The following is a 12,572-nucleotide window of genomic DNA, read 5'->3' on the forward strand; positions in this document are numbered from 1 at the left end:
ATCATGCCAGAGGATAGTCCTTGGCTGGAAATGCTCGTTAACGAAGACCAGCTTTTGAGCCAGATTGTGGCCCTTTGCGCTAAAAATGGATGGGATATGGTGGATGAATTTCATAAGGTCGTGTATTCAAGCAGATTGACCAAACCCACAATTCAGCGCTTCTCTCTTCCACTCGCGAGCTCCTATGTAGATATTCCCAAGCTTGCGCATAAGAGTGACTATTATGTGTATTTGGATGGCGAGCTTATGCCGTCTTCCTATTATTCAGCAGAAGAGAAAAAGGATGGCGGACAACGCATTACCTTCGCGTCAGGCGTTTCAGGAGAGGCCGCTGTTTATTACAGTGATCTGAACGGCTCGGAGGAATTTGAATTTGTTGTAGCCAAGCACTATATTTTGCGAAATGTATCGGGGCATCTTTTTGGTCTGGCCATGCTGGGCAGTGTGAAGGAAAAGCTGCACAATACAGGCTCCAAAATCCCATTCGCTATTCACAGAAATCATGCCGGTTGGGGAACGCAGCTGGAGCCGCAATCTGATGGTATATTCTCTTGGGCTGTCCAGAAGGTCGAAGAGGACAACCTGTTTGAGCGTCATACGATGTATTTTTATCAATTGGAAAAGTTCGTGAATACGAGCAGAATGATTGTGGGCTGGGAACAACCCGCTGATTTTAAGCGGCTCGCTTTGGACGTAGAGATTCAATCCTCTATGTGGGGGCTGCACGAGGCCACCCAAGCGCTTCAGTTCAGGATCACGCATCAATTTCCTCAATTCTACCAATCTCCTTACGTTGCTTCGCGGACGCGGATTCCGCAACTGGATCGTTATGAACAGGTAGCCTCCATGAATGTGAAATTCACCAACTGGTGGCAGGACAGCAAGGTCCAGCTTAGAGGCTATGTGGATGGAAAGTCTGCCATGCTGGTTTTGCTGGCAGATACAGCACCTGCCTGGGAGCGTAATGCAGTACCTTCGATCCCGATCTATATGGGCGATTTTGATGTCCAGAGCAATGCAAATTCAATAATGAACGAGAGTCGCATATTTGAACTGAATAGCGGTGAGGAAGCTCGCAAAGCAACCTTTTTCTCGGAGAGTCCTATGGTTAATACCGGATCGACGATGAAGGTGTGGTTATCAGGAGATGTGGCTGCGGAGTCAGACTATATTTCTCTGCGTATTGCAGGTCAGGAGCTTGTAAAGCTGCGAACCACAGAAGCCCACACCCCTGTCGATTCCAGAGATCAGGCAGAGTACCTTGGAGAGTTCTCTGTATACGGGGTGGATGGTAAAAATTCATTCGACTTGGAAGTGGTTCCTTCTTCCGGAGTTAATGGTTTTAGTCCTGTTTCCGCAAGGGTCTGGGTGGATCTTCAAATCTACACAGAAAACGCGGGTGCTACAGCTGCTCTATTCGCAGGGACTGCATTTGCAAAAGACGGCTTGAGTTTAGAGAATGCGCTCAGTCAATCGGCCCGATTTGACTATGATGATACAGATCCAAAGCGGCATCAGGATGTGCTTATGCCGATCTTAAAAGAATATCCTGCTCACCCGAGTAACGGTATTGATTCTGTCATGGTGAAGAGAACAAAGTATGGTGCGCGTTATCAATCGTACTATTTTGCCTGGAACGTTCCGTCGAACAGGATGCCTCCCATGCGGGAGGACACGACGGGAGCCAAGCATGTCCGAGCCTGGAACAACAGCGATATGAGCAATGCCTATCAATATGAGTTTAATCCATCCCGCTACACTGAGCAGGTCCATTCTTCGAGAGCCTTATTAATACATCCGGAAGATGGTACGCATGGAACACTACGAAATGTTATTTTACTGTCGCCCTTAACTATAATGAACGGGGATGAGCTGGAGGCCGTTGATGAGCACTGCAACGATGGAAAGGGTCCTAAGCATCAGACGTATTCTTATTATCTGACAGAGGGCATATCACCGTTGACCAAACGGGCAGCGACACCTTATCGACCAGCGGGCATCGGTATTTTGAAGGCTGGAAATCTTCGAAGGCCGGAAAAACGGCTGCCTATTTCGCCGCCTCCGTTCGTTGTATCCCTTACTCCGTCCCATATCTCTGTCCATGTCGGGGAGGGAGCGGAATTGATATCTTCATATAACAAGCATTCACCGATACTTATATCCAACTGGTTGGCTTCAGATGGCGTAAATCCAGAAGGTCGTACGGTGAATAATGCCCGCTTTACTTTTCACAAAGAGGGAAAGTATACCGTTTCCTTCACCTTAACGAATGAATTGGGACAGACAGGGACGGCGTCAGCGGACATCGACGTAGTGAAGTAGCAAAGAACAAATCGTAATTCAAAGAAAGGGGAGAAACAAATGTCATTCATTGATACGACAGCAGCAGCATTTACTCCAAAAGTAACAGAATCGGACTTACAGCCCCGTATGGGAGAGCTGCTCGCTACCGCAGGCTGGAAAGTCGCGGCCAATTACAAAAGGGTCATTTTTGATGCCAATATTACCCATCCCTCGGATTTAGTGAGGAACTATACCAATTATCGGATCACGGTTGCCGAACATTTTATATATTCCAATAAGGAAAATCAAAGCTTCGGTATCGCCATCGCCGGAACATGGTACCCTCGGTTGGCTGATTATGTGAAGCGCCCGGATAAAGATTCCTACAAGCAGTTTGGGGAATGGGCAACGAATGAATTCCGCAAATACCGGCTGTCCCATACTTTATATGTGTATATGTTGGAAGATTTGAAAGGATTAAAGCCAGACGGTGCGGATCTTGTACTGGCCTGGAACGATAATTCTGAAGCCGGACAGCTTCGAGCAGCGCTAGATATTGAAGTAGAGGAATCTACTTGGAAGACAACGACCAGCGGTCCCATGTTTACAGTGACGAAAGCAGAAGGTGCACGAATGCAGTCTCCAATTATGCAAGCAGGTCTGCGTTATAAGCTGATGGAGTCTTACTACAACAACTCTTTTAACTATCCTGTTCAAAATACAAACTGGTGGAATGATTCTGAAATTTCCGTAAAAGGGACTCTTTCAGACACGAATTTCTTTTTTACCATTCAGTGTGATAATGTACCGGCTCCAGAAAATAATCTGGTTCCGATCATTCCGCTCTACTTTGGCAAGCTGGACCCGGTCGAGGAAGGCGATAAAGTTTATGCTTTATTTGCAGGAACGGTTCCGATCAGGGATACGGTGAATGGAGTCGCTACGTATGACTTTGACGATACGACATCCAGACAGCCCCATATTATGCCATTATTAAAATCATATCCTAACTTTCCGGCTAACGGTCTGGATAATATTATGGTTAATCGTGCCAAGCAGGGTGCGAGATATCAAGCCCATTATCTTTCCTGGAATTCGCCACCCAATCTCATGCCGCCAGCCAGAACTTCGGTTGACGGCAAGAAGGATTACCCGCGAGCCTGGAATAATGCTGAAAACCCTTTGTACAAATACACTTTCAATCCTTCTCGTTACAGTGGGAAGGTGCATACTTCCAAAGTATACGTTATTCACCCCGAAGAGGGTGTACGCGGAACGTTAAAAGATGTGATCTCCTTGGCGGCCTTTTCCTTTAATGCCAACAAATTAAGAGTTAAACGGGCCAACTGTCCCGATGAATTTGATGTATACCGTTACTTCCTGATAGAGGGAGTCTCCCCATTGACCAAAAAACCAGGTACTCAATTCAGGCCTGCGGGCATTGGTTTGTATGTGAACACAGTAGATGATGAAGGAAATGAAATAAAACCAACTACCCTGTAGTGTAGCTTGGCTAATCTAATATTAGAGGTGATTGATTGTGTCGTGGTTTGATGGAGATGCTACTTTTCAACTGTTTCCGCAGGAATTGGAGAAACAATTCAATGCTCATGGCTGGAACACGTTTATTAAATACCGGGCAGTAACCGGGAACCCTAGAAATACGGCGACAAAATTCGCTGACGTTCGATTGTTCAGATCCACGGGCAGTGACGGTCAGATACGTAACTTCGGTATGGCTTTTGGTTACGGCGGGACGGTCAAGCAGCCGGGGGAGATGGATTTCATTTCGCAAAACTCCGTGCTTGGGGAAGCTAAGCGGGTAGAAGGCAGTGACACTCAATTGCAGGTCGTTGTGCGCCCTGTAGAGCCGGATTCTGAGATGCTATATAAAAATGGTGTATTCGTCCAAAAAACGGAATATACTTTTGAACCTTACAGTGGCGTATTTAAGCTCAATAAAGCAGCACTGGCAAGCGATCAATTTACCGTATCCTATGCGCCTGCTGCGAATGCTCCGAGTCTGCCCAAGCGATTATTTTTCTTTACCTTTGATGATGTACGCTCGGAAAAAATTGTAGAAGCTGTAAATAACGGAATCAGGGTAGGCGATCCAGAATCCATTCTTCCTGATGGAGATGGAACTCGTCGGGAATTTAAAATCCCTGCGGACACGACCATCAAGGCAGGAAGCGTCCGGCTATATATTAATCAGGTAGAGGTTTCTCCTACCGATTTTACGGTTGACTATGCAACGAATACGATTAAAATTCCAACCACAGTTAAAGCACCGGACGCTGGCAGTGAGCTTCACGCTTCCTACATCAGAGTACTGGCGGGTACGGGCACAGAAATGATTAATTTCGGTGATGTGACTACCCGGAACTTTGACCCGGATTCCGGAGCGAGCTTAATGGACGCTGTATACTCCTGCATTTACTATATTTATCCTTCGTTGCCAACAGCCTTGTCCTTTACTTCACTGGATAATTATACACGGGGCTGGCAGCGAGACTCCAGCATATATTATTGGGGAAACTTCAACAAAGACCGTATTGTCATGTTCCTGCGTCCCGATCCTACCTCGGGTCCGGAGAACACATACTTTGCACCACTTTATATTGGCAAAATGACCACGCTTGGCAAATCGCCAAGAAAAAATCACGTTCTGATCTCCGGATGCCGTGAAAAGGACGAAGTGAAATGGAGAAAGGATATGAAGCTAGGTGCCACATACGTAGACTATGGACTGAATACCTCGAACGGTAACAGCTCGGTACAGCTTCAACAGTCCATTGGCGGAACGTATTATCAGCAGCATTATCTCGCCTTCATTACACATGACAAGCAGGTGGACGCGGGTGAGTCCCGGTTCAATCCTTCGGTCTACAGCGGGAAATACCATATTTCTCCTATGTATGTGGTTCATCCAAATGACGGCTTTGTCGGTAAGCTGGATGAGTGCTATGCTGTTCATCCGAAAAATATCTCTCAGCTCGATGAGCTGGAGGTCGTAGAGACGACAGATCATGAAATGCTGGGCACAGGTGATGGGAAAAACAAGGTGTTCCATTTATCTCATCAGCCTTCCTTAAAAGATGATGGTACACCATTTAATCTGGTAATCAAAGTGAATTGTGTTGAGGTCAAATTCGGCACGGATTACACATTGGATTTGGAAACCAAGCAAATTACATTCCTGGATGACAAAGCACCGAAAGCGGATGAAGAGGTTCTGGCCACCTACGAATACAAGCAGATTTACCGTTACACCTTGGCGGATACACCTGTGAGTCCGTTCACGTTGGCTACCATTAGTCCATTCGCTCCGATCGGCTTGGGTATTCTGAAGGAAACGCTTGTTAAGAACAGTTAACCTACAGGGTTAAAGGAGGTCGGCGGTGACATGCTGGACGGTAAAAAATCTTACCTGATCAGTATCACCGCCCTTTTTTCTAAAAAGGGCTATGAACTGGCATTTGGTACAGACATGATCTTGGATACACAGCGGGATACGCGTTACCATCTGTCTGCTCCTGTGAATAGCACGTACCGAACGCTGAGACAGGATACGTTAAAGAATGCATCCAAAGCTCCTTATTCCGCTACAAGTTTATTCGGGGGAGATTGGAGAGAGGCAGCGATTGCTGGTGAATTCGAGGGTCAAACCGTGGAAGCCGTTCACTCGACCATTGTATCTTACTTATCCGATATTCACAGGCATTTTAGAGGAGAAATCAGACAGAAGGCGCAGCAGCCTTCACGTTTTACAGCGTCAGAGGCTCGTTGGAAAATGGGCGGCAAGATCCATTCCATGGAACATGCAGATTCTATACTGCAGGGAGATCAGCAGAAGTCTATTCAGGCTGATTTTATTTTGAATGCGGTGCAGGAGGAAGACGCAGTTTCCCAGATGAGGCCACAGGCAGAGGCTTCAAGTGATGCTTACGAATTCGCAAATGTTTTGCCTGTCTATGAGGGGCTTCTTGATGCAGGCTCTGAATCTGAGCAGCGTCAGGGTAACGGATCGCCTTCTTCTGAGTCTGCAATTCACGGAGAAACTGTGAAGCAGGGAGATACCGCTGAACAACAGACAGTTGTTCAACAGATATTTCAGGATCGAGAAGCGGTGGTAGAACTGCCAGTCGCGGCTGAAAGCTTTGCGATGGAATCTACTTTCCAGCCGGCAGGTGAGGCCTTGCCCTATCGAACCGATATTCGCGATGCCCTGATTGAGACATCACGGTCCAGTGTGAAGGAACAGATTTTGGATTCGGATGAAATCAACGCTTTAACCAGAGCCGGAAAGCTTGAACGGGTAGCCGGGACTACGCCTAATGATTTGCTGGAGACCGAGGCTAGCGCCAAGCATGATAATGCTCCCGTGGAAGCACGTACTGCGAAGGCCGACAAAAGCGTGGATACCATCATAGATTGGCAGATGCTTGTCAAACAGCGCCAATTTATGGATTCCACCAACGAATATGGCACTGCTGCATCGATGCGTTCTGACACTGGTGCTGGGCATGAACGAATGCGCGCAACGGAGTTGAAACAGGACAAGTTCATGATGATTCATGAGTCCGGGACAGGTGATCGTATATATCTTCCAGATGTTTCGGAGCCCCAAGACACGCTGAAGGCGGAGCATGGCGTATTTTCTATACAACCGGAGAACACTTCGTCCATTACAGCAGACCCAACGATGGGATCGGTCACCGGGTCACCCGAGGTGGGCACGTTATCTGAAGGAATCCGCTCTGTATATGGCGAGTACGCGGCCGAAATAGCCGAAGCGGGAATGGAAAATAACCTGCCAGAGGGCTTGCAGCACGTTGATGTACCAGCTACACCAAGCTCGATTGAAAGCGTGATTCATCGAATGCAGGAGACTTCGAACGGCGGCTCACTTGAAGGGCTTCAAGGTCATTCAATAGCAGGCAGCATGGAATTCGCTGATGGCAGGATAGGTGTACAGACTGAAACGGTTACTAGCGGTCTCGCATCTTCAAGCGGGAACAGCTTGAACGAATCTACGAGCGTAGCCAGCTACAATAATGAACAAGTCTGTCCTGCTAGTCCAGATCAATATAGAGTAGCTTCAAACTACGATGACTCTAAAGGGGTGCCAGAGGAGCAAAGCATTACAGCCTACATCCATTCCTCGGCAGATGCCGACAATGAGCATCTAAGCTCTGGTATCCCTGAGCATCATGCAACGTTAGATGAATCTCAGCGTGGAGAGCGGATATTCGTCAGCCAAGAAGGTGAGTTGGACGACCTTGGTTCTGCACGTTTAAATGGATTGGAGCTCGAGGGGCAGTATGAAGAGCTGCTTGCAGCCGATGTCCTGAGAGAAATCATTGCAGATTCTCCTGAAATCAGCAAGATGGCTCGAATGCTCCGGATTATGTATGGTGAGCAGGCGATGGAACTGATTGAAGCAGGCATTGAAAATATTGTGGCAGAGGCTGTGAAGGAAGGGACAACTCCGACTTCGATTCATCAAATTACAGATAGCGTCATTCATCAGTTGGAGACGTCATTGGCCAGTGGTTCGCTGGAAGCTATCCAGGTTCGTTCGGATCAAGCCCATATCGAGCATACCGAAGGGACGCTGCAAACAAGCGCTGAGCAAGGCAGCAAGTCTCCTGCTGAAGAGGGGCTGCTTATCAACTCCGAAGCTGGTAACTCCTTCTCTTCCTACGAAGGTGCATATCATGTGATGGGAGATGCAGAAAGACACACGTCTGCCGAAGCCGAAATCCAGGCGTTGGATAAGGCGCTTATGAGCTCGAATAGTACGAATGCCATAACACAGGATATGGAAACAGGCAGAACCTTCTCCAGCATTACAGGTGTTACGGAGTCTATGGAGCAGGGGATTCTTCCTCAATCCCTTCTTGATGGTGAATATAGTCATTTGGAGAGGGCAGCTAGGAGTACAGGAACCTTTGATGCAGCGGAATCAGGACCACTGGAAAGCGCACAGTATATTGGCGAATTGGAAGCCAAGAATGTAGCGTTGCATCCAGCAGAGCGGACAAGTATAGAAAGCCTGGAGGCGGAGGAAGTCGCGCTGGCTCCATCTGAACGTGTAAGCATCGTAAGCCTGGAAGCCGACCGGTATGAGGTCAAGGCTGGTGAGCTTTTAGAGCAAACGAAGGAAGCTGACGTTACTTCATCAGAGCGCGCGCTTATTTATCAGGATATTCAAGAGGGCGTTATCAATGGCGGCACTTACGCTGACAATCAGGAGCATAACCAGATCTCCGACGCTATCCTCCTTGACGGAGATCGAGCAGTCCCTATGGAATCCGTTCAGGAGACGATTATTGATAAGATCAATCGGGCGGACAGCATTATGAGAACGAATGAGACTGTGGTTGAGCAGACGAATGGAATAGGTAACCAGGTTGAAAATGTGCTTGAAGCAATATGGATTCATCAGGAACGTGCCAGTGGTGAGGAGAAGGAATACATCGGTGTCAGAGATGGTCTTGAAACTGCCCAGCCGGGAGATATCAGCAAAATGGTGGATATGCCGGAGCTGGAGCAAGGCCAAGCCATCGAAAAAACGCTGCCAGCAGTGATACCTGCTCATACAGCTGCAGAGCCTGTTTTTGAAATAGAAGAAACCGAGCTACATGCTATATCTGAAGGTGCTCGCAAGAAGAAGGTCATGTCTACAAATATCGAGGATGAGCACGAACAAGCTGTCAGAAAGAAAAAGGTAATAAAGACCCAGATTCCAGATGCAGAAGATGGTACTCGTTTGAAAAAAATAGCTGCTGTTCGTATCGAAGCCCCAGAGTCGGCCAAGCGTCATAAAACCTTGAAGACGGTGATTGAGGCCCCATCCGAAGCAACGAATCAATCGATACCGGCCATGTCCAAACGAAAAATATGGATGATTATGGGTAAGATCGCTTCTTGGAACATCTGGAACTGGAAGAAGACAAGGTAGGTGATAAAAATCTCATGGGGATCTACAAGAAATGGAGTGGATTGATTTTTGATGACACATTTCAAAGTGGAGAAATCCACTCCCGCTACCAAATATCTCCGACAACGGCTTGTACCTTGAATACAGGCTTGCAGCAGTTAATCATGTCCCACACAGAACAGGAAACCATGCTTTTGTTTGATGCACCTAAGGATGAGCCTACCCTGCTGTTAGAAGTGACTGCTGACTATGTTCCTATTGCATACGGCGACGAGGGCGGGATTGTCATCTGGCAGGATGGCTACCATCGGCTGGAATTCCTGGAGAGTAGGGACACGACAACTCGGGAGTATAGTCGATGGCGGGCAGAGAAGAAGGGGAACCGATGGACCTTTTATGCCAATCGCGGATTGGGGTGGGAGCTATTTGACTCGGCTGATCTGGTAGCTGAAAAAATAGGTGTCCTCTTAAAAAATCCACAACGTGATGAATACGAGAACCTCGGTTTAGACAGGCTTGTGCTATGCAAAAGCAACAAAATAACGCTGGGAAATTTGCCGGAAGGCTATTCCGTATTTTTATGCGATCCCGATGGATATACCGTCGCTTCCTCCAAAGTAGAGCCCACGTGGACAGGGGTGCAGTTGGAGCTTCCGACGGTGCCCTTTAGCGGAATGCTGAGAGTCTATGATGAAAATGGAGTTCTTTTATCCAGCCTTGGCGCTATGGATATGTACGGTGGTGATTTGTATCTGTATGGTACTGATCTTCGTGTGCTGTGGAAAGATAAAGAGCTTAGCTTAAGCGGGGAAACCTACCTGGGCACGATGTATGACAATACCATTCAGGTGCAATTGGAGCTATATAATCCCTCAAAAAATAAGCAGGCTGAGCAAATTACGATGGGGATACTGAAATATCTGGAGAAATTTGGTTATGAGTGGGCGGACTTGAGCCATGATGATGGAACGGACCATCCGCAAGGGGATTATATGCAGCAGCTCCCTATGGGGACTCTGCCACCCGAAGGCAGGATGAAATTCTGGATGAAGGTAGAGCGCAAAAATGAGCACTTTGGCATCAAGCCCCTTCATTTTATTTTGGATATTACTCATGTATAAGGAGGTGTTGGATTTTGGCAGGTACGAAGATGATGTTGCGCAGATATGGAAATGAAATCATCTATTGGGACGAGCAGGAGATTATTGTGGATCAGGCCTACCTGGACCAGCATAAAGACTTGTACATCCGTCTGACACATCCTTATATATTGGGTACAAGGATGCTGGATGTATATTTGAATGGGCAGCATTTGCTGGCTCAGGGCGGATATGAGGAAGTAGACGAAAACACGATTCGCCTCGATTTGGGCATTTATCCGCAGGAGCATCCACTGGCAGGACAGCACATTCCGCTTGTGATGGATGATGAAATATACATCCGTACCTGGAAGCCTGAGTATCGTCAGGGGGGCGGAAGTGGTATTGATGATCTCAGGTTCAAAAGGCTGGAGGAGGAGATCGTCTCGGCCCGTAAATACACGGAGCGTGATGTTCAGTTTCACCAGTTGGATGACAGGCTGGATTATATTCAGGAGCGGGCAGAGGCCAAAACGATGGTATTTGTGCTGGAACGGGTTCCGCTAGGGCCCTGCAAATATGAAATGAGATTCCCGTTTGAAGGGAAGATCAAAGAAATATATGCCTCCTGCGGAGTATACGGGACGAGTAAAAGTGAATTTTCCATTGAAAAATGCTCACAGCTCGACTATGAAACGTTACCGAGCTGGACTAATATTCTCAGTCGCAACCTGACCATCCAGGCAGGTGAAAAATCCAGCAATACGAGCAATTTACCTTATATTCTTTCTGATCCTGTGATTCGCAAGAACGATCATTTTCGCATTAACACTCATGCGGTAGGTGAAGGATTAAAAGGCTTGACGCTGGAAATCGTCGTTATTATATAAGGTAGAAATTAAATTATTTACAACAAAATATTACTGCAATATCGGATAGAAATGCATAAAGAAAACTTATATTGCATTCGTAACAAAACATAAAAGAGGATTTTGCAAAATCCCGACAAGGAGAGATGAGTTATGGCAGGAACGAGAGGTATTGCCAGATTCCGTGGTGAGCAGTTGAACAACAAACTGTTGCGGAATCAACATTTTGATGAAGCGAATAAAATTGCAGAGAAGTACATTGACCTCCAGTTTCATAATCACCGTGAAATTTTGGAAGACACCAAGATCGATGTATTTGTACAGGTTAATGAAAAAGTGGTTGCCGGCAGCACACAACTGGATGTATCGGGCGATATCGGCACAAGAACTGTCTCGACCGGAGACAAAGTGGAGGGTGTCGTGCTGACCGAAAAGGTGCAGCTTCGCGCCACAGGTACAGATAGCCCGATCGGAGACAGCGACTCTGACGTGGTATACGGTCGTCTTGAAGAAAGTAAAGGCAGCTACCTTCTGAAATTTTATAGTGTAGAAGGAGGCAAAGAGCAGCCGTACACATTTGCTGCAAAAGCGGACAAGATTGATTATCGTTTTGTCATTCGCACGAATTTGTCTGTCATTCCTTCGGATGCAATCATTCGAGGCGGCAGCGGTTTCGTGGAAGGGGCCACTGATGCCAAAGCCTATATGAATCTGATTCAGTTGATGAAGGATGTGTATGGCTCGACAGGCACGCTTGACAATGACGGTAATTCGAATCTGGGAGTTTCAATTCAAGACCAGCTTAGCCAGGAGGTACAAGATCGCAAGGACGCAGATCAGGCGATCCAGGATCGGTTGGCTTCTGCTGCCGGTGCACAATTGATCGGGGTTGCAACAGATTCCAACTATAGCGGAGTGACTTTACAAGCTGCTCTGAGCAATTTAGCGAAGCGCTTGAAATCTTCTGAGGATTTGATGGATGGGATCAGTGATCGGGACGCGGATTCCGCCAGCGGCTATTTCAAAGCAGGGGCTTTTGGCAATGCAGAAGGTCGTATTCTTGATTTGGAGAAGGCGGCGGATGCTGCATTCAAAGCATTGAGTGTGAAAGTGGGCACGATCGAAGCGGCGGCTGAAGAGGAGGTATTTGAAGCCGTTGGGGGCGAGACGGAATACACGCTAAAAAAGGGAAAAGCCAAAGATAAAACGGTACGTCTGGCCATCAACGGGCAGCTCCAAACACCAGGTATTAACTTTACCTATATCAAGGATGAAGGCGGATTGATTACAGGCTTTAACTTTACGCCGGATACGTTGAAGGTTGTCGAAAATGTACCGGATGTTCTGTTCATTCAGTACCAAAAGGCTGAATAAACAATAAGCAATTTTAATTCC

At 47.2% G+C, this 12,572-nt stretch carries 7 protein-coding genes; all 7 read left to right on the forward strand.

Annotation, left to right across the window (positions count from 1 at the left end):
• Positions 1 to 3: 3 nt before the first annotated feature.
• Entirely contained in the window at positions 4 to 2,322 is a 2,319-nt protein-coding gene (locus WG8_RS06920; protein WP_007429424.1) for a PKD domain-containing protein, read from the forward strand.
• 39 nt (positions 2,323 to 2,361) lie between these two features.
• On the forward strand, positions 2,362 to 3,786 hold the full coding sequence (locus tag WG8_RS06925) for a hypothetical protein (RefSeq protein WP_007429425.1): 1,425 nt from the start codon (positions 2,362 to 2,364) through the stop codon (positions 3,784 to 3,786).
• A 37-nt stretch (positions 3,787 to 3,823) separates the two neighbouring features.
• Positions 3,824 to 5,659 carry a hypothetical protein gene (locus WG8_RS06930; RefSeq protein ID WP_007429426.1) on the forward strand — a complete coding sequence of 612 codons (1,836 nt, stop codon included), beginning with the start codon at positions 3,824 to 3,826 and terminating at the stop codon, positions 5,657 to 5,659.
• Between the two features lie 30 nt (positions 5,660 to 5,689).
• A complete protein-coding gene (locus WG8_RS06935) occupies positions 5,690 to 9,250 on the forward strand; it encodes a hypothetical protein (protein ID WP_007429427.1) in 3,561 nt (1,186 codons plus the stop codon).
• A gap of 14 nt (positions 9,251 to 9,264) precedes the next feature.
• Positions 9,265 to 10,350 (forward strand): hypothetical protein, encoded by a 1,086-nt coding sequence (locus WG8_RS06940; protein ID WP_007429428.1) that lies wholly within the window; start codon positions 9,265 to 9,267, stop codon positions 10,348 to 10,350.
• Between the two features lie 14 nt (positions 10,351 to 10,364).
• Positions 10,365 to 11,198 (forward strand): hypothetical protein, encoded by an 834-nt coding sequence (locus WG8_RS06945; protein ID WP_007429429.1) that lies wholly within the window; start codon positions 10,365 to 10,367, stop codon positions 11,196 to 11,198.
• A 132-nt stretch (positions 11,199 to 11,330) separates the two neighbouring features.
• Positions 11,331 to 12,551, forward strand: coding sequence for a hypothetical protein (locus WG8_RS06950; RefSeq protein ID WP_007429430.1), 1,221 nt, complete (start codon positions 11,331 to 11,333; stop codon positions 12,549 to 12,551).
• Positions 12,552 to 12,572 lie beyond the last annotated feature (21 nt).

This window comes from Paenibacillus sp. Aloe-11 (genome assembly GCF_000245715.1).
GTDB lineage: Bacteria > Bacillota > Bacilli > Paenibacillales > Paenibacillaceae > Paenibacillus > Paenibacillus kribbensis.

What these genes read in the sequence shown, in the direction of transcription:
- WG8_RS06935 (WP_007429427.1), top strand. Translation starts at nt 5,690, where the DNA reads ATGCTGGACGGTAAAAAATCTTACCTGATCAGTATCACCGCCCTTTTT.
- WG8_RS06950 (WP_007429430.1), top strand. Translation starts at nt 11,331, where the DNA reads ATGGCAGGAACGAGAGGTATTGCCAGATTCCGTGGTGAGCAGTTGAAC.
- WG8_RS06940 (WP_007429428.1), top strand. Translation starts at nt 9,265, where the DNA reads ATGGGGATCTACAAGAAATGGAGTGGATTGATTTTTGATGACACATTT.
- WG8_RS06925 (WP_007429425.1), top strand. Translation starts at nt 2,362, where the DNA reads ATGTCATTCATTGATACGACAGCAGCAGCATTTACTCCAAAAGTAACA.
- WG8_RS06920 (WP_007429424.1), top strand. Translation starts at nt 4, where the DNA reads ATGCCAGAGGATAGTCCTTGGCTGGAAATGCTCGTTAACGAAGACCAG.